Source organism: Phyllobacterium calauticae (assembly GCF_019991125.1).
Classification (GTDB): Bacteria; Pseudomonadota; Alphaproteobacteria; order Rhizobiales; family Rhizobiaceae; genus Phyllobacterium; species Phyllobacterium calauticae.
Genome location: NZ_JAGENB010000007.1, coordinates 25,923 through 47,561 on the forward strand (window position 1 = coordinate 25,923; position 21,639 = coordinate 47,561).

At 60.1% G+C, this 21,639-nt stretch carries 17 protein-coding genes; all 17 read right to left on the reverse strand.

Going from position 1 to position 21,639, the window contains the following annotated elements; translation table 11 throughout:
- Positions 1–8: 8 nt before the first annotated feature.
- The 17 genes from J1W56_RS21035 to J1W56_RS21115 all read right to left on the reverse strand — a co-directional run bounded on the left by J1W56_RS21035 (position 9) and on the right by J1W56_RS21115 (position 21,586).
- Entirely contained in the window at positions 9–1,208 is a 1,200-nt protein-coding gene (locus tag J1W56_RS21035; RefSeq protein WP_223615247.1) for an alanine racemase, read from the reverse strand.
- Between the two features lie 11 nt (positions 1,209–1,219).
- On the reverse strand, positions 1,220–2,203 hold the full coding sequence (locus J1W56_RS21040; RefSeq protein WP_223615248.1) for an ABC transporter permease: 984 nt from the start codon (positions 2,201–2,203) through the stop codon (positions 1,220–1,222).
- 67 nt (positions 2,204–2,270) lie between these two features.
- Complete coding sequence (locus J1W56_RS21045; protein WP_223615249.1) at positions 2,271–3,335, reverse strand: substrate-binding domain-containing protein; 1,065 nt, start codon at positions 3,333–3,335, stop codon at positions 2,271–2,273.
- Between the two features lie 49 nt (positions 3,336–3,384).
- Positions 3,385–4,446 carry a substrate-binding domain-containing protein gene (locus J1W56_RS21050; RefSeq protein ID WP_223615250.1) on the reverse strand — a complete coding sequence of 354 codons (1,062 nt, stop codon included), beginning with the start codon at positions 4,444–4,446 and terminating at the stop codon, positions 3,385–3,387.
- Positions 4,447–4,482: 36 nt separating this feature from the next.
- Positions 4,483–5,745 (reverse strand): M20 family metallopeptidase, encoded by a 1,263-nt coding sequence (locus tag J1W56_RS21055; protein WP_223615251.1) that lies wholly within the window; start codon positions 5,743–5,745, stop codon positions 4,483–4,485.
- Positions 5,742–6,953 (reverse strand): ROK family transcriptional regulator, encoded by a 1,212-nt coding sequence (locus J1W56_RS21060; RefSeq protein ID WP_226904766.1) that lies wholly within the window; start codon positions 6,951–6,953, stop codon positions 5,742–5,744. Before J1W56_RS21060 ends, J1W56_RS21055 begins: the two co-directional genes overlap by 4 nt.
- A 273-nt stretch (positions 6,954–7,226) precedes the next feature.
- A complete protein-coding gene (locus J1W56_RS21065; protein WP_223615253.1) occupies positions 7,227–7,577 on the reverse strand; it encodes a DUF779 domain-containing protein in 351 nt (116 codons plus the stop codon).
- 67 nt (positions 7,578–7,644) lie between these two features.
- Complete coding sequence (gene adh / locus J1W56_RS21070; RefSeq protein ID WP_223615254.1) at positions 7,645–9,162, reverse strand: aldehyde dehydrogenase; 1,518 nt, start codon at positions 9,160–9,162, stop codon at positions 7,645–7,647.
- Between the two features lie 201 nt (positions 9,163–9,363).
- Positions 9,364–10,338 (reverse strand): GAF domain-containing protein, encoded by a 975-nt coding sequence (locus J1W56_RS21075; RefSeq protein WP_223615255.1) that lies wholly within the window; start codon positions 10,336–10,338, stop codon positions 9,364–9,366.
- 114 nt (positions 10,339–10,452) lie between these two features.
- Positions 10,453–12,255: an NAD(P)/FAD-dependent oxidoreductase gene (locus tag J1W56_RS21080; RefSeq protein ID WP_223615256.1), complete on the reverse strand. Its 1,803-nt coding sequence runs from the start codon at positions 12,253–12,255 to the stop codon at positions 10,453–10,455.
- A 75-nt stretch (positions 12,256–12,330) separates the two neighbouring features.
- A complete protein-coding gene (locus tag J1W56_RS21085) occupies positions 12,331–13,407 on the reverse strand; it encodes a 2,3-butanediol dehydrogenase (protein WP_223615257.1) in 1,077 nt (358 codons plus the stop codon).
- A gap of 255 nt (positions 13,408–13,662) precedes the next feature.
- The gene (locus tag J1W56_RS21090; RefSeq protein ID WP_223615258.1) at positions 13,663–15,570 is read right to left on the reverse strand and encodes a sigma-54-dependent Fis family transcriptional regulator; all 1,908 of its coding nucleotides are present in this window, start codon (positions 15,568–15,570) and stop codon (positions 13,663–13,665) included.
- 151 nt (positions 15,571–15,721) lie between these two features.
- Entirely contained in the window at positions 15,722–16,564 is an 843-nt protein-coding gene (locus J1W56_RS21095) for an alpha/beta hydrolase (protein WP_223615259.1), read from the reverse strand.
- Between the two features lie 21 nt (positions 16,565–16,585).
- On the reverse strand, positions 16,586–18,256 hold the full coding sequence (locus J1W56_RS21100; protein WP_223615260.1) for a dipeptide ABC transporter ATP-binding protein: 1,671 nt from the start codon (positions 18,254–18,256) through the stop codon (positions 16,586–16,588).
- Positions 18,257–18,258: 2 nt separating this feature from the next.
- The gene (locus J1W56_RS21105; RefSeq protein ID WP_223615261.1) at positions 18,259–19,071 is read right to left on the reverse strand and encodes an ABC transporter permease; all 813 of its coding nucleotides are present in this window, start codon (positions 19,069–19,071) and stop codon (positions 18,259–18,261) included.
- Positions 19,068–20,012, reverse strand: coding sequence for an ABC transporter permease (locus tag J1W56_RS21110; RefSeq protein WP_223615262.1), 945 nt, complete (start codon positions 20,010–20,012; stop codon positions 19,068–19,070). Before J1W56_RS21110 ends, J1W56_RS21105 begins: the two co-directional genes overlap by 4 nt.
- 32 nt (positions 20,013–20,044) lie before the next feature.
- Positions 20,045–21,586, reverse strand: coding sequence for an ABC transporter substrate-binding protein (locus J1W56_RS21115; protein ID WP_223615263.1), 1,542 nt, complete (start codon positions 21,584–21,586; stop codon positions 20,045–20,047).
- Between the last annotated feature and the right edge of the window lie 53 nt (positions 21,587–21,639).

Consider the following 21,639-nt stretch of genomic DNA (forward strand, 5'->3'; position numbering starts at 1 on the left):
GATTTCTCCTATACAGGCCAGGCGGCGGTTTCACCGAAACCGTTTTCGATTGTCTCGACCTTGGGCGCACCTTTTGAAATACCGGACACGCCGACAATATAGGCGCGCGTCACGAAAGCCTGGCCACGGAAGCCGAAAACGGCCGTATCGCCAGGGCGGGGTGAGCCGGGGGAAGTCGCGTCGATCATGGCGTAGTAATCAATGGCCGCGGGCGGCGGCACTTCAACACTGCGCAGCGCCGCGGCACTCACCGTCGGTTCGCGGGTGACAATCGCCTTCACGTCATAATCCGGGAAGATCGGGTCGATGTAGAAGCCGCCACCGAAGCAATAGGCCTTGCCCCCGGCAAGATGCGATACCTCGGTCAAATACAGCACCGCGGGAAGTTCCGGCAAATCCTCCATGACGTGAAGCGCCGTGGTTCCGTGCAGTCCGTTGCCCGGTTCGCATTGGGTGGCGCCCGCTTCGGCCAATGCGGCCAACAACACCGACGATGTCGTTCCCGGCGCATTCACCTCGACATTGGTCCGACCGGCCTTCTGCAGGGCCTCGGCAGCCTTGGTGAGCGTTGCCAGATTGGGCGTAGGTTTCACCTTGCGCGCGGCATGATCGAACAGGAGTGCCGGGAATGTCGTGATACCGGCGAAGCGGCCGCCCTCCACATCGTCCAGACGGTCGGCAACCCCGGCAATATCGTCCGCATCAAATCCGCCCTCATGCCCGCGATAGAAGGTGTCGCCTTCAGCCTTGATGCGGGCAAGCAGGTTCTGCGTGTAACCGGCAGCGCTCGCGCCCTTGCCGGCCTCCGCCGCCTTTTCCGCGTTGAACACCGTCCAGTAGTCCGGGCGAAAACGGGCAGCTGCAGCGGCGGCTTCATGACGCGCGACCTGCTGCAAATGGCCGAGATGCCCGACCTTGAGGTCGGCATTGTGCACGGCCCGGGCACAGGCCATATCGACAGCGACGGCAGCATCGATACCGCCGCGCTTGATGGCACGGCAGAATGAACTGGACCGACCGACCTGCTTGGTCATGCCGAAGATTTTCAAGCCCTGTTTGTCCGCTTCCGACTTGAGGACACGCGCATTGGCTTCCACCGCATCGAGATCAAGCACATAGGCATTGGCCGGAATGCGGCCGGCCTGATGCAGCTGAATTGCGCTTTCCACAAAGGCTGGGTTGCGGCGGCGTAGAATATCGAGAAACATGGAAAACTCCCTCAGCGCGACTTTTCGCGTAGCGAAACCGCCACGGCAGCAAGAATGATCAGACCGCGGACGATCATCTGGTCAGAGACGGACAGGCCCATCAGGATCAGACCGTTGTTCAGCATGCCCATCATCAGCGAACCGACCAGCGCACCGATGATGGAACCTTTGCCACCGTTGAGCAGCGTTCCGCCGACGATGACCGCGGCAATAACCGTCATCAGATCGGTTTCACCCAGCGTGTATTTGGCGGCCTGCAGGCGGCCGGCATAGAGGAGGCCAGCCAGTGATGCCAGCACGCCGCTCATCATCAGGACCGTCAGGCGGATGCGTGGAACGCTGATACCGGATACGCTCGCAGCCCGGTTGTTGTCTCCCGTGGCAAGCACATGCGCCCCAAAGCGGGTATGGCGGTAGACAATGTGGCCGATGCATATGGCCCCCACCGTCCACCACACCAGCGAGGGAATGCCGAGCAATGTTCCGGAGCCGAAGAAGCCGGTGAAGGCGCTATTGGTCACCGGAATGGAGCGAAGATCGGTCAGCGACCGGGCGACACCGGCAAACAATCCCATGGTGGCAAGCGTCACGAGAAAGGACGGAAGTCTTACGTAAGCGACGAGAACACCATTGACCAGGCCGATCAGCAGACCTGCACACAGGCCGGCGGCAATACCGGCCGTTATGCCGTAGCCGTTCATGGCAACTGCGCCGGCAAGCGCGGAGACAGCGACGATGGACCCGATCGAAAGATCGATTTCGCCGGCGGAAAGGACAAACACCAAGCCGATTGCCATGATGGTCACCGGCGCTGTCTGGAGCACAATATTCGACAGGTTGCGGACCGTCAGGAAGCCGCTGTCTCTCAGCACGATCGCAAAGAACAGAAAGATGGCGAGAAACCCGAGATAGACGACATATTGCTGTAGATTCGCCTTGCCCAGAAGGGACAGCGACCGTCCGGACGGCACCAGGCTTGGGTTGGTTTTTGACATGGTATTTTCCTCAAAGGAAAGGTGAAACGGGAGCGGCCGATCCCTGCCGGGACGGCCGCCCGCACAGTCATTTCAATGCTTCGACGATGCTCTCGGGGGCGTCCTTGTTGAGCGAGGTCTTCCATCCCGCAAGGACGTTTTCTTTCGTCACAGCCAATGAGTCGACGACCAGAAAGGGTTCGGCTTTCTTCCCGATCAGCGACCCCGCCGCAGCGCGCGCGGCGGTGCGGCCAATATTGTAAGCCTCGTCGGCAACGAGCGCCGTGAAGCTGCCGCCCTTGACCATGTCAAGCGCTGCCGGTTCATTCAGGTCGAGGGCGACAATCCGGGTGCTGGTATTGCCGGCAGCCTTAAGCGCCGCCAGAACATTGAGCGCCGGTTCGGCCCAGGTGACATAGATGCCGTCAAGATCGGGATGCTTGATCAAAAGCCCCTGGGCGATTTCCTCACTGCGCGCCGGATCGGCCATGCCGGCTTCGGCAACGATCTTCATATCAGGATATTTTGTCTCGATGGTTGTTCTGAATGCCCGATCCCGCTGATTGGTCACGTAGAAATCGGCATCGTGATAAATGTAGCCGAGTTTCCCCTTCTTGCCGAGGGAGGCAGCCATGGCGTCGGCCGCCTTGCTGCCCATCTGGAACAGATCGTCGGAGACAATGGTCACATAGTCCTTGCCGTGCTCGTATCCCGCCGGCGAGTTGTCGATGAAGGCAAGCTTGACCCCGGCCTTGCGTGCGGGATCATAGACCGCTGCAGCGGTGGTCGGATCGACGGGCAGTGACACGATGATCGTCGGCTTCTTCGCCAGAACCGTTTCTACGTCGGACTGTTGGCGGGCACTGTCAAAGCTGGCATTGGTCTCCGCTACAATCGTGATGCCGAGCGCGGCGAATTCTGCTTCCGCCCCGCGATTGACCGCATTGGTGTATTCGCTCATCTCGTGCCAGACCAGCGCGGCGGTATAGTTGCCGTCCTTGATCTTCTGCACCTCATCAGCGGTGAGGGTCACGCTGGCGGCGGGCGTCGGCTTTTCGCCATGCGGTCCGACGGTTACCCCTTCAGCCGCGAAGGCCTGCGTTGCGAAGATGCTGACAGCAAGCGCTGCCGACAATGTGAGAAATCTGGACATGACTGCCCCCTTGATTGGTTTGTCGAAAGTTGAACCGTATTGCTTCGCGCTATTTCACGGCGTCGAGGATGGATTGCGGTGCATCGCGGTTGAGCGATTCCTTCCAGCCTGAAGCGATGGTCTCTTTGGTTACGGTCAATGCCGGAGCGACGATAAAGGGCGGCGTTGCCTGATTGAGCAGGGATTTCAGGCCTGTCGCCGCCATTGTGCGGCCAAGCTCGTAGGCTTTGTCGGCAACCAGCGCCGTCACATTGCCGCCCTTGGCCATATCGAGACCCACGGGCTCGGCAAGATCGAGCGTGACGATCTTCGTCTTGGTGTTTCCGGCAGCGCGCAAGGCAGCGAGCACGCCGTCGGCGGGCTCCGCCCAGGTCACATAGATGCCGTCAAGATCAGGGTTCTGCAGCAGCATCGCACTTGCCAGTTCCTCGGCGCGTGATGGATCCGAAATACCCTTTTGGGCAACGATCTTGATGTCCGGATAGTCTTTCTCGATTGTCGATTTGAACGCATTGTCGCGCTGGTTGGTGACATAATAGGTGGCATCGTGGAAAATCCAGCCAACCTTGCCTTTGCCGCCGATGGATTTCGCAAGGGCATCGGCCGCCTGCTTGCCCATCTGGAAAAGGTCATCCGTGACAATGGCCGCATAATCGGAGCCTTGCTTGTAACCCGCCGGCACATTCGACAGGAACACAAGCTTGGTATGATCGGCAATCGCCTGCTTGAAAGCCTCGGCCGAGGTCACCGGATCAAGCGGCAGGGCCAGGACGACATCGGGTTTGGCGGCAAGCGCCGTTTCGATATCGCTGCGCTGGCGCGCGGCATCAAACCCGGCATCCGTCGTGACAACGACTTTCACACCGGCGCGGGCAAACTCATCCTTTGCGCCTGCCGAAACGGCATTCACGAAATCCGATGATGTATGCCAGAGCAGGGCCGCCTTGTAGCCCTTGTCTTTCAGCGAGGCGAGATCGGCATCAGACAGGGTAATGGCGGAGCTTGGCGTTGCCGCTTCTCCCGACGGCCCGACTGTCTGCGCAAATGACGCAGAAGCCGACAGCAAGAAACAGGTCAGAGCCGTTGCATTCAGAAATCTTTTCACAAGCATTGGAATGTTCCCTTTTTATTATTGTGGTGTCGTTGGTCATTCAATAACGCCGCAGTATTCGGCGATAAAGCTGGCAAACGCGACGATTCCGGCCAGGTATTCCTCCACGTCGACGCGTTCCTCATAGGTGTGGCAGTTGCGGATATCGCCCGGGGCGCAGTACACAGCCGGCGTTCCCAGTTGATTGACGAAGAATGGTGACTCGGACCAGAAGGGCGCGCCCTCGATCACGCCGCGCCCCTGCATTGCATCGGCAACGGCCTTTGACAGCATTGCAACCTCCGGCGCATGCCGGTCGATCTCGGCGGCGGTGCCGCCCAGCGGATGGTCGCGGCCCGCCGGATAGGAGATGTCGATCCTGATATCCGGATCGGACACCGCGCCGTGAATGACGGCTTCCATCTCCGCCGCGGCCGTATCGAGGGATTCACCCGGTAAAAGCTTGCGGATCAGCGAAAGCGTGCACTCCTCCGGTACGGCAATGAAGCCGCCTCCCTTCAACCCCGTGATCAACAGGAAGCCGCGGCCGATGAGGTCATGCTCCGCGCGCGCCGCCACCGCGTCCGAATGGTTCCACAGGGCCGACATGATGGCATGGCTCGCCTTCAACGCATCCTTTCCGAGCTCCGGCACGCCGAAATAAGCCGACTTTCCGGTTACCGTGATGTCGGCGATGAAAAAGCCGATCTGTGCCGAATAGACCGACAGCTGGGTCGGCTCGACATAGACGGTAAAATCCGGCTTCGGGATGGCGCCTGCCTCGATGCGCGCGACGTAATCCTTGATGCCCGCCGAGACGCCCGTTCCCGGCTGCCCGCTCTCCTCATCCCCGACAAAGGCGAAGGCGACATCCCCGGCAAGCCGGATACCGGCCTTGTCCAGCAGCGAGAGTGCCGCAAGCGCGGTGCATATGCCCGCTTTCAGGTCTCCGGCACCCCTGCCCCAGATTTGGCCGTCGATGACGGGAGCGGCGAATGGATCCGCATGGGCGGTCCCCGCCCAATGTTCGGCCCAACCATCGACATGGACCGTATCCGTGTGGCCGATGAACAGGAGCCGCTTTCCACCGCCATTGCCCCGGCGCTCGCCCCAGATGTTCGGGCGCCCCGGCAGAAAATCGGCGGTTTCAATGGCGGTGAGCGCACGGGCACGCATCTGTTCGTTCAGATAGGCAACAAAGTTTGCTTCATTTCCGGTGATGCTGTTGCGCCCGATTGCACCCCGCAGCAGTGCCACGGCGTCATCGGCGTCGAGACTCCTGCGTAACCGCGAGGCGAGATTGCTTGCATCCTTCATCATACGACCTCCCGCAATGTGACCGTGCTGGCGGGCGGCAGCGAGATACGGCTATCGGGCGCATCGGCACCGAAGAGCGTATTGTGCAGGTGCCCCAACCCTATGGCGGCCGCGCCGATAATGGCGGCACGCGACCCGAGCACACTGGCCTCGACATCGATCGGATAGGGAAAACAGCGTGGCAGCAGGTCTTTTACCCGCGACAGCATCTCCGGCCGCAGGCCGATTGAACCGCCGAGGATGACTTTTTCCGGATTCGCAATGGCGGCAATGGCGCCGATTCCGCGCGCAAGAAGGCGGGCAGTGTCATCGAGAACCCTGTTGGCATTGGCATCGCCAGCCGTTGCAGCCTCAAAAATAGCGGGTACACCCAATGATATCCCCGACAAGGCCCGGTAACGCTCGATGATGCTCGTCGAGGCGACCGCCCGCTCGAAAGCGCCTGCGCTCAAGGATTCCGGATCGAACGGGTCGGAACCGAAGGGCAGAAAGCCGAGTTCTCCCGCCGCATGGATATTGCCGCGCACCAGTTGCCCGCCCACCATGAGGCCGCCGCCGATACCGGTTCCCAGCGCAATATAAGCAAGATTGTCAATGCCCTGCCCCTGGCCCAGCCAGTTCTCACCAATGACGGCAAGATTGACATCGTTCTCCAGCATGACGTCGACGCCGAACGCGCGTTCAAATGCCGTTGCCACATCCATGGTGTCGAAGCCGGCAATATTGGGCGCAAGTAGGATACGGCCGGTATCGCTGTCCGGCGCACCCGGCGCACCGACGACGGCAAGCCTGATCTTCTCGCGCGGGATAGCCTGACGAGCGGCCGCCTGAAAACACATGTTTGCGATCTGGTCGATAACCGCCTGCCCGCCCCTCGGGTCCGTCGGCGCCGTATCCTCGGCAAAGACCTGGCAGGCCAGATCGACGATGGCCACACGCACCTTCGTGCCGCCCAGATCAACGGCGGCAATATAGGCTGCGCTTGGAATAAGCTCATAGGTGACCGCGGTGCGGCCGACGTGACCGCTGGTACGTCCGGTTTCCTGAACCCAGCCTTCCGCTTCCAGCTGGCGGACAATCTCCGAAATGGTCTGTTTCGACAGGCCTGTCTGCTTGGAGATCGAGGCCCGCGAAATCGGACTACCCTGCACGATAGCTTCGATTACAGCCCGCTGGGAGAACTTACGGGACAGGCGCACAGCTTCGTTCAACACAGCCTCACATATTTAGTTCGTTCTATCACCGAACTAATAACGTCTCGTCAAACTTGTCAAGCGTGCAACGCCAAAAATCGAACTATTGTTGTGGCAGGATGAAGAATGTTGACCGGGTGCGATTCAGGGGCATGGAGCCATCGACAATGACTGTCTATGGCGCGGAGCCGGTTGCCGGATCTTGCGGCGATATCCGGGTATAGGCGAGATCTGGTTCGACAGCCAACCCCGACGGACCGCGCCGATCGGTTTTAATCAACCGACGGCTCACTATCTCGTCTCAAGCGGAGACACGACGCACACTTTCGAGCGCGTCAGGAACCGCACTTCGCGGCCATTGTCGAGCGAGAACATGCCGCCGCGGCCCGGCACGACATCGATGATCAACTCGGTATGTTTCCACACGCCATATTGGGAGACGCTGATATAGACCGGTGCGCCGCCGATTTCACCCAGACAGACGTCCTGGTCGCCGATGATGAAGTCCCCTTGGGCGTAGCACATCGGCGACGAGCCGTCGCAACAGCCGCCCGACTGGTGAAACATGATCGGCCCGTATTCCGCCTGCAGCGTCCGAATGAGATCGAGAGCAGCGATCGTGGCACTGACCTGATTTTGCATGATGCCTCCCCAATGGTGACACTGGCAGCGCCACGCAGGCGCCGCCAGCTTTGCAACGTCAGAGTGCTCAGAAGAATCCGAGCTTCTTCGGGCTGTAGCTGACCAGCATGTTCTTGGTCTGCTGATAATGATCCAGCATCTTCAGGTGGTTTTCCCGGCCGATGCCCGACTGCTTGTATCCGCCGAATGCCGCATGCGCCGGATAGGCATGGTAGCAGTTGGTCCAGACACGCCCGGCCTGAATGGCACGACCGAAGCGGTAGCAGGTGTTTGCATCCCGGCTCCATATGCCGGCACCCAGGCCGTAAAGCGTATCGTTGGCAATCGACAGCGCTTCGTCATTGTCCTTGAAGGTGGTGACCGAAACGACCGGACCAAAGATTTCCTCCTGGAAAATGCGCATCCGGTTATGGCCCTTGAACACCGTCGGCTTCACATAGAAACCGCCGGCGAGATCGCCGGCCAACGCGTTGCGTTCACCGCCGGTCAGCACTTCAGCGCCTTCCTGCTTGCCGATATCGATGTAGGACAGGATTTTTTCCAGTTGCTCGCCGGACGCCTGGGCACCGATCATCGTCGCGGGATCAAGCGGGTCGCCCTGGACGATTGCCTCGACACGCTTCAGCGCGCGTTCCATGAACTTGTCGTAGATGGATTCATGAATGAGGGCGCGGCTTGGGCAGGTGCAGACCTCGCCCTGATTGAGGGCAAACATGACGAAGCCTTCAATCGCCTTGTCGAAGAAATCATCATCGTCCGACGTCACATCCTTGAAGAAGATGTTGGGTGACTTGCCGCCCAGTTCCAAGGTCACCGGAATGAGATTCTGGCTGGCATACTGCATGATCAGGCGGCCGGTTGTCGTCTCGCCGGTAAAGGCAATCTTGGCAATGCGCGGACTGGATGCAAGCGGCTTGCCTGCCTCGAGGCCAAAGCCGTTGACGATGTTCAGAACGCCCGGCGGCAGGAGATCACCGATCAGTTCCGCCAGCACCAGAATGGAAGCCGGTGTCTGTTCCGCCGGTTTCAGCACCACGCAATTGCCGGCGGCCAGTGCCGGCGCGAGTTTCCAGATCGCCATCAGGAGCGGGAAATTCCACGGGATGATCTGGCCAACAACGCCCAGCGGCTCGTGGAAGTGATAGGCGACGGTATCATGGTCAATCTCGGAAATGCTGCCCTCCTGCGCCCGGATCACGCCAGCGAAGTAACGCAGGTGATCAATCGCAAGTGGCAGGTCTGCGGCGGTCGTCTCGCGGATCGGCTTGCCGTTGTCCCAGGTCTCGGCCTGCGCCAGCAGTGTCAGATTGTCCTCCATGACCTGCGCGATCTTGTTGAGGATGACGCTGCGTTCGGCAACGCTCGTGCGGCCCCACGCATCCTTGGCCGCATGGGCCGCATCGAGCGCGGCCTCGACATCGCTGGCGTCGGACCGGGCGATTTCGCACAGGACCTGGCCGTTCACCGGCGAGGTATTGTCGAAATACCGTCCCGACTTCGGTTCGACAAACTTGCCGCCGATGAAATTGCCGTAGCGCTTCTTGAAATTGGGTCGAATGGTGCGGTTGAATTCTACCTTGTTCATGGTGTTCCTCCCTGTTGCAGGGGCCTCCGCGCCTTGAAAACTTCGGAAAGGCCATCTGCACGCTGATTGATACCGCCTCCTGCGGCCCGGAGAGGATCGCGCGCGGAGGTGCGGGTGTCATCCCGCATCGACCATGCGGGCGAGCGCATTGTCTCACTTTTGAGACAATTGCCCGTGGCAATCAGCGAATACGCCGTAGCGTCAGTGAATACCGAGTTTCTTCAACTTGCGATGCAGGGTGGCACGCCCCATACCCATCATCGTGGCGGCAACCGAGATATTGCCGTCAGCTTTGGCAAGCACGCGCTGGATGACGCTGCGCTCGGCGGCAGCAAATTCCTGCTCCACATCCATGCTTTGCCCCAGAAGACTGGCCGCCGGCAGCGGCTTGCTCAAGGATTCATCGGTGAGACCCAGAACATGCCGGACAGTGCGGGAAGCCCCGATGACAAGGTCGTCTTCATCGACGGCAATCAGCGCGCTGGCACTGCGCTCATAGCTCACATCCGGCCCCAGCTTGGCGAGCATGATCCGCGCCTTGGGGAAGGCCAGACGAAAATTTTCCGCTTCCACGCGGCGCGCGGCATCAACGACAGCCATGGCGATCAGTTTGACGAAATCTTCCGTGAGGTCGTGACGCGCGGATGATACGTCAATGGCCGCCATCAGGCGCCCGCAATGATCGAAAATGGGCGCAACCGTGCAGGACAAGGCCGTATTGCGGCTGCGGAAATGCTGATCCCGATGAATTGTCAAAGCCCGCTGTTCGGCCAGGGCGGTTCCAATGCCGTTCGTGCCTTCGCGTTCCTCGCTCCACACCGCTCCGGTCCACAGACCAATCTTGCAGAAGGTTGCATCGTCCGAAACGCTGCCGCGGCGGTCAACCGGCACGCCGTCCTTATCCGCCAGGAGCACGCAGCATCCGGCACCGCCAACGGCGGAATAGAGACGGTCCAGCGTCGCCTGCGCAGTGGTGATCAACGATCCCAGCCGTTCGCGGGCGACCGTCAGTTCCCGTTCGCTCAAAAAATCCGGCAGCGTCCCCTCTTCCGGATTCAGCCCGTAGAGACGCATGGAGCGCCCCCAGGAGGCAACGAGCGCAGATTGCGCAGCGGCACTTCCCAGAAGGGCGGACTGGATGTGTTCCGCATGCTGTCCATCGTACCGCGAAGCCATCGGTCTCCTCCCAAAGTCCAGGCGTCCTGACCCTAGGGTAAGCTAGTTTGCTTTTCGGTCAAGGCGGGTGAAGCAGCACGCGGCTACACGGCCGCGTGCTGCGTTGTTTTCACGCTAGGACAGGTGATACACCGTTTGAAGACCATAGACCGGTGTCGGAATACCTTCCATGCGGGCCTTCAGCTGGAGCGACAGATACTGTGAGTAATGGCGTGACTGATGCAGATTTCCGCCATGGAACCACAGGGCCTGCTGCTGCGTCGGCTTCCACATATTGCGCTGTTCGCCTTCCCATGGTCCCGGGTCCTTCGTGGTGTCCGAACCAAGCCCCCAGCACTTTCCGACCTTATCGGCGACCTCGCGCGAGATCAGGTCCGCCGCCCAGCCGTTCATCGAGCCGTAACCGGTGGCATAGACGATCAGATCGGCCGGGAGTTCCCGCCCATCGTCCAGCACAATACCGCCTTCATTCAGTTCGCGGATATTCACGCCGCTGATCAGCTTGATCTTGCCGTCGGCGATAAGGTCACAAGCACCGACATCGATGTAATAGCCGGAACCGCGGCGCAGATATTTCATGAACAGTCCGGACTCATCGTCACCGAAGTCCAGCATGAAGCCAGCCTTCTCCAGCCGCTCGTAGAAGGCCGCATCCTTCTGACGGATCTTGTCGTAAACCGGCTTCTGGAACTCATGCATGATGCGATAGGGCAGCGAGGCAAAGATCAGATCGGCCTTGCGTGTGGTCATGCCGTTGGCGACGGCGCGCTCGGAATAGAGATCGCCCAGGCCGATTTCCATCAGGGAATCGGATTTGACGATGTGGGTCGAGGAGCGCTGCAGCATGGTGACATCAGCGCCCGCTTCCCACAGCGCTGCGCAGATATCGTGGGCGGAATTGTTGGACCCCACGACCACGACTTTCTTGCCCGCATAGGCTTCAGGGCCGGGGTGCTGGGACGAATGCTGCTGCTCGCCCTTGAATACGTCCATTCCCTTGAATTTCGGCCAGTTGGCTTTTCCGGACATGCCGGTGGCCAGGACAAGCTGCTTCGGCCGCAGCGTGATCTCCTTCCCATCCCGCTCGACGATGACGGTCCATTCATTGCGTGCATCGTCGAACTGTGCCGACTTGCAAACCGTCGAGCTCCAGTAATTCAGCTCCATCACTTTCGTGTACATCTCGAGCCAGTCGCCGATCTTGTCCTTGGGGGCAAAAACCGGCCAGTTATCGGGGAACGGGATGTAGGGCAGATGGTCGTACCAGACCGGATCGTGCAGGCACAAAGACTTGTAGCGCTTGCGCCAGCTGTCCCCCGGCCGCTCGTTCTTTTCGATGATGATGGTTGGTACGCCAAGCTGCCGCAACCGGGCCCCGAGGGCGATCCCGCCCTGTCCGCCGCCAATGATGAGGCAATAGGGCTGGACGGAGTAGCCAAGCTCAGCCGCTTCCGTCTCGCGCTTTTCCTTCCAGCTCTTCCGTCCGGGTTCGCTGCCATGCTGCGCACCCATGGGCCGCAGAAAACCCTTTGGTTCCTCATGTCCCTTCAATTCGGACATGGTCGTCAGCAGCGACCATATGCGGCCGTTCTTGAGGCGGATGTGCCCGTATCCCCGCGCCGCGCCGGTATCAAATTCGATCCAGCCCTGGGTGACACCGTCATCCTCGGTGGCAACTTCGTTCATATCCTGCCGCAGGTCATGCGGTTTGATGCGCGCCAGCTGTTCGGTCAGCATGGCACGGATCTGATCATGGCCTTCAAGGGTCTTCAGGTTCCAAGTAAACGTGACAAGATCACGCCAGTAGCAGTCCTCCTGAAACAGGTTGACTGCCGCTTCAATATCGCCGTTCACGAAAGCCTTTTCGAGCTTTCCGAGTACCGTTTCAATCTTTTGGTGGGGGCTGTCGTCAAGCATGAAATCTCCTCCATTCTGCCTGCCAATCGTATAAACTCTGCAAGATCGGATGCGGGCTCCTCCAGCCCGCACGACCTATGACGTCAGATCGATCAAAATCTTGAGATGCTTTCCCGCAGGATCAAGCAGGGTATCGAAACCCTCTGTCACCGCTTCATCCAGGGTGATCCGCTTGGTAACGACCTTATGTGCAGGCAAGAGACCTGAACTGATCAGTCTGATGACCCGCGGCCAATAATGCGTCGGGTAGGCCCACGATCCGCGGATATCGATATCCTTGAAGGTGACCTGGAACCAGTCGAGCGGATTTTCGTGTGGATGAAGCCCCGTTTGCACCACCACGCCCTGCTTGCGGACGGCATCGGTACAGGCTTTCAAAGCGTGTTCGTTGCCCACGCATTCAATGGCAACGTCGCAACCGACACCGCCTTCGGTTCTCGACCGGACGATGTCGCCGACCAGCTCGCGCTTCGGGTTGATGGTGATCAAATCCGGCAGGATGCCGACCGCCAGTTCCAGCCGCGTATCGTTGATATCGGAGAGGAACAATTGGGCGGCACCGGCAGCCCGGGCCGCAAGCAGCGTCAACACGCCAATCGGCCCCGCGCCGGTCACGAGAACACTGCTTCCGGCTGTCACCCCGCCGCGATCACAGGCATAGACCGCCACGGCGGCGGGTTCGACCAGCGCCGCTTCCTCGTCGGTCATTTCATCCGGGATGCGCTGCACATTGTATTCATTCAGCAGCGCATATTCCGCCATGCCGCCGGACTGCCAGCTCAACCCGGCCAAGGCCAGATCCGTGCTCAGGTGAAAAAGACCGCGATCGGCAAAATAGTCGCCGGAGCGCGGCATGATCAAAGGCTGGACGGAAACGCGATCGCCCGGTTTAACCGACGTCACCCCCGCGCCGACCGCTTCAACGACACCGCCGAACTCATGCCCCAAGATCTGCGGCCCGCTGGCCCTGGTGAACGGATGCGGCTCAACCGGAATAAAGATAGGCCCCGACACATATTCGTGCAGGTCCGTTCCGCAAATGCCGACAAACCGGTTGCGGATCAATACCTGCCCGGCCTGCGGCGCCGACGAAGGCGCGTCGATATTTTCAAGACGAAGGTCTTTCGCCGCATGAAAACGCAGTGCTTTCATTCATTCCTCCCGGCCCCGTTTCGTGACAAGGCCTGTCTGTTGTTCGCATCAAGCTTCCCGCATTGCGATCAACGCAAGCAGCTGGTGTGCGAAAGCACTGCAAGGAACGTGCCAGCAGCCGGAGTTTCCTCTATCTGACTGACTTTCAAATGTTTTTATGACGAAGGAAGAATTGGCGACAGCGCGGTTGTTGCAATTCGCCACAGCTGTGGCGCGACGCCCTGCAACAGTTGCAACACCACAACAGGCCTGACATCAATGCGCTGCCTTTTGGCGGACGCGGCGCAGCTGCCTGTGTACGGTTGAACGGTCGACACCAAGCAGGCGCGCCGCAGCGGAAATGTTTCCGTCCGTTGCCGCCAGAGCTTCCGTCAACCGGGAGTGTTCATCATGCTGTTCACGGCCTGCGCTGACCGGATGATTTTGGGCCTGCCGCTGGACGTGCTCGGGAAGATCCGTCAGGTCTACACGCCCGTTTTCACAGAGTGCCGCCGCAACATCAAGAACATTGAAAAGTTCGCGGATATTGCCCGGCCAATTGTGCCGCCGCAACGCCAACTGCGCTTCGGCGGAAACGACCGGAGCCGAACCCGTATCCGCCGTACATTTCTTCAGGATTTCCGCGAGCAGCCAATCAAAATCGCTGCGGTTCCGCAGCGCCGGCAGTGACAGGGTGGCGGCGTTCAGGCGATAGAACAGGTCCTGGCGGAATGTGCCGTTGCGCACGAGTTCGGCAAGGTCGCGGTGGGATGCGGAGAGAATGCGTACATTGACCGGTTTGGCCCGCGATGCGCCGAGAGGCAAAACCTCGCCTTCGGCCAGCACCCGCAGAAGCCGGCTTTGCAACGCCAGAGGCATGTCACCGATTTCATCGAGAAACAACGTGCCGCCATCGGCTTCCTCGACAAGCCCCTTGCGCCCCTTCGCCAAGGCTCCTGTGAAGGCACCCGGCGCATAACCGAACAGCTCGCTCTCGATAAGCTGCTCCGGCATAGCAGCACAATTGACGGCAATAAAGCGTCCGCTGGCACCACTGCTGTCATGAATGGCGCGGGCCAGATATTCCTTGCCTGTACCGGTTTCGCCCTGGATCAGAATCGGCAATGACTTGCCGGCAAGCTTTGCCGCCTTTGTCTGCAGCCCAGCCAGATGCGGATCGCCGCCGCTCAACCGGCGCAGCGAGGCGGGGATGCGCTCCTGAACAATCGGTGCACCGCGCGATGGGTAGTGCGGTTCTATCGCATGCGCAAACAGAACATTGCCGTCCCGCGCGAATACCAGCCGGTCTTCGGACGGCCTCGTGCGGGTAAGATTGCCGAGATCGTCGACATCCATATCGAAAAACCGCGATATGGACTGCCCGATCAGATTCGCCGGTTGCCGCCAATCGAGCCCGGACGCGCGTGCCATGATCTTTGCGCCGTCGTGGGTCATGCCGATAATTCGCCCCGCACCGTCGATCGAGATCGCCGCTTCCGGATCGACGTCGAGAAATTCAGGAGAGCGCGAAAAACGCAACACCCACTCATTGCGCGTCTGGGCCATGAGATTGGCGAGCTCGATCCGCCGCGCCGTAGCCGTTACCAGGTGCAGCGCCAAGTTCTGGCTCGTCTTGATTTGCGGCGAACGCAGCAGCGAAATATCAAGCACGGCCGAAAGCAGTCCCTGCGCATCATAGATGGGCGCGGCGGTGCAGGTCAGCGGTGTATGGGTGTTGTCAAAATGATCGGTCTGATGAATCGTCAACGGCTCGCCTGTCTCCAGGCAGGAGCCAACGGCACAGGTGCCTGCCCGCGCCTCCGACCATTCCGAACCGAGATAAAGACCCGCCTTGCGCAGATTGTTGTCGAACAGCGGATCGCCGAGGAATTCAACGGTGATCCCGTCGCGATCGGAAAGAAGCAGCACGTAGTTCTGGCCGGCAACATGACGAAACAGGTTTTCGAGTCCCGACCGCGCGATTGAAATCAGCTGCTCCGACTGCTGCCGATGCTCGCGCAACTGGGTTTCGGGAACGATGTAGGCCTCGCATGCCTGTGCCGGGTCCAGCCTGTGCTGCTTGATGCAGCGCAACCAGGATTCAACCACGGTTTCATCACGGTTGGTCGAGCCTCCCAGACTCACCGTCTCGATTTCGCGAATATGGTCCGAATGCAGCGACATGAGATTTTGCCATGCGCCTCCCAGCGCACCGCTCTCCCTTCTTCAGCCAGACCAGTCTGCACGAGTTGGACCAATTGTAAATGCGCGGGGACTTCACAACTCCATGCAACTATAAGTCACAGTGCTGCGCCGCGGCCGGTATACCCCCGACCTATCCCGCGCGCCGGTCCGCCAAAACGTCCGCGAGGAAATTCTGAACGTGGCCGAGCACCTGCATGCGATCGTGCGAAATACCGGGAACAAGATCGAATTTCACGGAGACACCGGCACCTTCAAAGGAGCGCCGAAGGGCCGACAGCCGTTCCGGCCGCGTGCGCCCCGCATCGTTTGCGCCCGGCATCCAGTTTGTACTGCCCTCCGGAATGGTGATTTCCCATGTTTCCAGGTCGGCATCGCCGACGACCATATGCATGGCGATACGGGCCAGTTTCTCCCGGTCGAAGGTGATGCCAAATCGTTCCTGCAGATTGCGGATACCCACCCACCAGTCCTTGTCCGGATCAAGCAGGGTCACGGAACCGGGCGCGCCGATTGAGGCGGCCCAAAGTTTTTGCGGATGCAGTATGGCAAAGCGGTGGGTGAAGTGACCGCCGCCGGAGAACCCGAACATGGCGAACATATCCCAATTCTGCTGGTATTTTGCGGCAACCTCCGCAACCATGTCCAGAAGAAGCAGATCGTACCGGATATCGCCCTCGATCATGAACTTGTAGCCGCTGCGCGCGTCATCGCCCCGGACGCCGACGGGGAAAACCGGGCAAAGAATGGCGCAGTCGTTCCACCGGCCGAATTCGGCAAAGCCATCGCGGAAATCGAGAAACGATGTGCGTCCCGTACCGTGCACGGCCACCAGAAGATCGACCTTCCCGCCCTTGCCGACGATGGGAGGCACGTAAAGGCAATAATGAAACCGGGGATCGGATTTGCAGGCAAAAATGGCCGTGCGGCCAAGATCATAGATCGCTTGCGCCCGGCTTTCAGATGATGGTGACATGCTATTCCTCGCTACGATGATTCAAGGCCGGCCGCCGGCGGATTTTCTGCCAACCGCATCAAAACGCCATCCCAGTTCGACGCCGCCATTGTCGGTGCTGAACAGAGCCGGAATGGCCTGGAGCAGTTTGCGGGTATAATCCTGTTGCGGATTGTCGAAGATCGCATCACGACTGCTCTCTTCGACGATGACACCGTTGTTCATGACGATGACCCGGTCGGCGATCTGCTCGACCACAGCCAGATCATGGCTGATGAACAGGCACGAGAAGCCGTGCTTTCGCTGCAGCTCGGCGAACAGCTTGAGCACCTGCGCGCGGACTGTCACATCCAGTGCCGAAACCGGCTCGTCAGCGATGACGAATTGCGGCCGCCTGACAACGGCGCGGGCAATGGCCACGCGTTGCCGCTGGCCGCCGGAAAGCTGGTGCGGGAAACGCGCAGCAAACGCCGAAGACAGGCCCACTTCGTCAAGAACTTCCGCGACACGCGCGCTCTTTTCTTTGCTCGTCAGTTCCGTCGAATGGCGAAGTGCCTCCCCGATCAGGCTGCCAATCGTCATGCGCGGATCAAGCGACGAATAAGGGTCTTGAAACACCATCTGACAATTGAGCCGATACTCCGCGTAGTCGGCCGCCGATGTCTGGACCGACTTGCCGTTGAAAAGGATTTTGCCATCCGTCGGTTCGATCAATCCGGCGATGGTGCGCCCCAAAGTGGTCTTGCCCGATCCCGATCCGCCGACCACCGCCACAACCTCTCCGGGCATAACGCTCAGGCTGACGCCGCTCAGGGCACGCTTGGGCTGCCCCTTGCGCAACAGGCTGCGGCGCGCGGCAAAGTCGACGATGAGGCGATCGACAGTGATCCGCGCCACCGGCGAGACCTCCACGACCCTTGCGGGCATGCGGTGCGGCAGGGCGGAAAGCAGTTTGCGCGTATAGGGATGCTTCGGCGCACGCAGCAGATCCCGGGTATCTCCCTGCTCGACGATTTCGCCTTGCGACATGACGACAACGCGGTCCGAATATTTTGCCACCATCGCCAGATCGTGGCTGATCATGAGAACCGCTGTGTTGTTCTCGCGTGTGAGATCAACCATCAGTTCGAGCACATCGCGCTGGACCACCGCATCCAATGCCGTGGTTGGCTCGTCGGCAATAAGCAAGGCCGGTTTGAGCAGCATCACGGCAGCCAGCATGATGCGCTGGCGCATGCCGCCGGAAAAATGATGCGGCATAGCTGCAAGTGCCGTCTGCGGATCATTCAAGCCAACCCGGGCCAGCATGTCGACAATCAACCTATGACGCTCCCGTCCCGTCAGCCGCCGGTGCAGCCGCAGGCCCTCTTCCAACTGGCGGCCGATCGTCATCGATGGATTGAGCGATGTCATTGGCTCCTGGAAAACCATGCCAATCCGGGCGCCACGCAACGCCTGCAGCGCGCGCTTGTGCAGGCTGCCGATTTCCCGTCCTTCGAAACATATCGTTCCGGCGGTACGCTGCACCGCTGGGGGATTGAGGGCAATGACGGCACGGGCTGCCATCGACTTTCCGGAACCGGACTCGCCGACAATTCCGACGATTTCACCCGCTTTGACATTGAAGCTGATGGTCTTGAGTATCTGAATTCCCGTTCGTGCCACCTCAAGGGAAAGGCCGCGCACATCCAGCAGTGGTGTGTTCTCCTGCATCGTCAGCCCCTCATCCTTGGATCAAGTTTGTCACGCAGAGCGTCACCAAGCAGATTGATCCCGAGCAGCGTCAGCGAGATGCAGAGACCCGGAAATATGGCCAGCCACACCGCCTGGGATATGAAGGGGCGTCCGCTCGCAAGCATGTTGCCCCAGGTCGGCGCGGGCGGCGGCACGCCGAGGCCGAGGAAGCTGAGCGCGCTTTCGGCAAGCAGCACCCAGCCGAACATCGACGTGGCGAGGACCGTGAGCGGTGCGACACAGTTGGGCAGGATGTGGCGGCCCATCGTATAGGCGTTCGAGTTGCCCATGACACGCGAGGCTTCGATGAACTCCCGCTCGCGCAGTGACAGCACGTTGCCGCGGACAATCCGCACGACAGTCGGGGTATAGGCGAGGCCAAGCGCCAGAATGATGCCATACTTGTTCGCCCCGACAATCGCGAGCAGCCCGAGCGCCAAGAGGATGCCCGGGAAGGCGAGCAGCGCGTCATTGAAGGTCATGACGATCCGATCGACCCAGCCGCGGAAATAGCCCGTCAATATCCCGATCAGCGTGCCGGCGGTTACGGCGAGCGCCACGGTAAGCAGGCTTATCCAGAAACTGGTCGCAGCACCTGCCAGCAACCGGCTGAGCACATCGCGGCCGAACTCGTCCGTTCCCAGCCAGTGGGCGGCGCTTGGCCCGGCAAGTTTGAGCTTGAAGTTGAGGCCGAGCGGATCATAGGGCGTCCATACCGCCCCCATGAATGCCCCGGCCAGCAATGTTCCAATCAGTGCGCTTCCAAGGAGCGCATTGGGAGCGAGATTTCTCATTCGGCAGTCACCCTCGGATCAAATAGGGGATAGAGCAGATCGACAATGAGGTTCACCAGCACGTACACCGTTGCAATGAGCAGAAGGCAGCCCTGGATCACCGGATAGTCCCTGGCGAAAATGGCATCGACAAGCAAACGTCCGAGACCGGGTATGGTGAACACCGTTTCAACCACGGCGATACCGCCGAGCAGATTGCCGAGGACGATGCCGATCAGGGTCCAGGTCGGGCCAAAGGCATTCTTGAACGCGTGCCGCCAGAGGACCGCGGATTCCGACAGGCCCTTGGCTCGGGCATGGGTGATGTAATCCAGCTGCATGACTTCCAGCGTCGAGGCGCGCGCCATGCGCAGGATCACGCCGATCTCGTGCAGGAAGAGCGTTACCACCGGCAGGATGATATAGAGCAATCCCTGCGGAAGGTTCTGGGACATGGAGACATAACCCAGCACCGGAAGCCAGCCCAGCTTCAGCCCGAAGAACAACAGCAGGAGCAGCCCCATCCAGAACGCCGGGATGGAGAGCAGGATGGTTGCGCCGCCGACCAGCGCCACGTCCGTCATGCTGTTTTGTCGCCAGGCGGCAATCATTCCTGCAGGCACGGCAACGATGCTCGCCAGGAAAACTGCGATCAGGACGATTTCCGCACTGATGCGCAAACGCGCCAATATCAGCGGCAGAACCTCCTGCTGGTTGGTGATCGACCGGCCAAAATCCCCGTGCAGCAGATTGCCGAGCCAGATTGCAAACTGGGCCGGAATGCTTTGGTCGAGCCCCAGCCTGGCGCGCAGGTCCGCAAGACTCGCCGGATCCGCCAGGTCACCCAGCATCAGCGATGCCGGATCACCGGGAATGAGGCGGATGAGAAAGAACACGGACACCGCCACGATGAACAATGTCGGGATCGCAGTGCCAACGCGGGTAATGGCGAACTTCAGCATGCTGACCTCTCGGGCTTACGGGAACACAGCGTCTACTGCTCGAGACCGAGCTCCCAAAGCCGGAGTTTTGCCTGCCAGACAGGTATGCCCTTCAAGCGCTTGCTGTTGACGGTTTCACCCGTGCCATTGCAGTAAATGATCAGGGGAACATCATGCAGCAGCTTTTTGTGAAGCTCGTCGAAGATGACCTGCCGCTGCGCCTGATCGGATACTTCCATGGCTTTGGCAATCAGCCCCAGCGCCTCCGGATTGTCCCAGACCTTCCGCGGCTGTTTGTCCTTGGGCCCGGAGAACTGCTCGAAACTCAGAGCCGGATCGAGACGCGCGGAATAGGAAAAGGACATCATCTGGTATTTGCCGGAATTGTAGCGGTCGAGCTGGGTTGACCAGTCGAGGACCTCAATGCGGGCGTTGATGCCGACGGCCTGAAGCATGGCCTGCGCCACCACCGCCGCATCGAAACTCGGTGCGGTGGGACGCTTGTTGGCGATGATGTTGATTTCCTCGCCCTTGTAGCCGGCCTTGGCGAGCAGGTCCGCCACCTTTGCCGGATCAGGGGCAAAGGCTTCTTTCTGGATATCGCTGTAGTAGCGCGAGCCGGGGAAGATCGCGGAATTGTTGGGGCGGCCGGTTCCGTTGGTCGCCTGCGCGACGAGGGTGGGAAGATCGAGCGCCGCGGCGATGGCTTGCCGCATCTCCACCTTGGAAAGCAGCGGATCTTTGGTCTGCATCAGGAATGTATGCTTGGACGCTTCCGCTCCCGTCGTTACGGTGAAATTCGCATTGGCTGAAAACTCCGGAATGTCGGTGCTCAGAACCGATGCGACATCCAGCGCGCCGGACAATAGACCGGCTTTCACCGTCGCCGGATCGGGTACGACAAGGAATTTGATTTCCTTGATCAGCGGGCGCTTGGAGCCGACATAGCCATCGGCCTTGTCTCCGCCCGGCGAAACATAGTTTTCAAAGGCGTCGAGGGTGATGTATTCCCCGCGCTTCCAGTTGCCGAACTTGTATGGCCCGGTGCCGATGGGCTTGTCCCAACTGCCATCGGCCTTGACCGACGCCCTCTGCAGGACGGCGGTCATCCCGCAATCCGTGCGCGCCAGCGTATCGAGAAAAATCGCGCTCGGGTGATTGATCTTCATGACCACGGTTTGCGGATCGGGTGTCGTGACGGCGTCCACCTTGAGGCCATTGCGGCCGTCGAATTCCGGCAGGCAGCGCCACTCGGTCTTTGGGTCCATGTAACGGGTCCAGCTCCACAGCACGTCGGCAGCGGTCAACGGCTCTCCATTATGAAAGGTAACGCCGGACCTGAGCTTGAACGTGTAGGTCAGCCCATCCGGCGAAAGCTCGAAGCTCTGCGCAAGCAGCGGTCCAACGGAGCCGTCTTCTTTATAGCCAACGAGACCCTCCACCGTGTGCAGGACCACCGCATCCGTATAGTCGTCGCGGTTGACGCCGGGATTGGAACTGCGGATGTCAGCCGGAATTGCCGCGGTAATCGACTGGGCGGCGGCAGGCGCCGCGATCAGCCCCAATGCCAATGACATCAAAATAGCATTCTTCATATTCTGAACCCCATTATTCATTCGGGCTTAGGCGCCCGTTGGTTGAAGAAGGA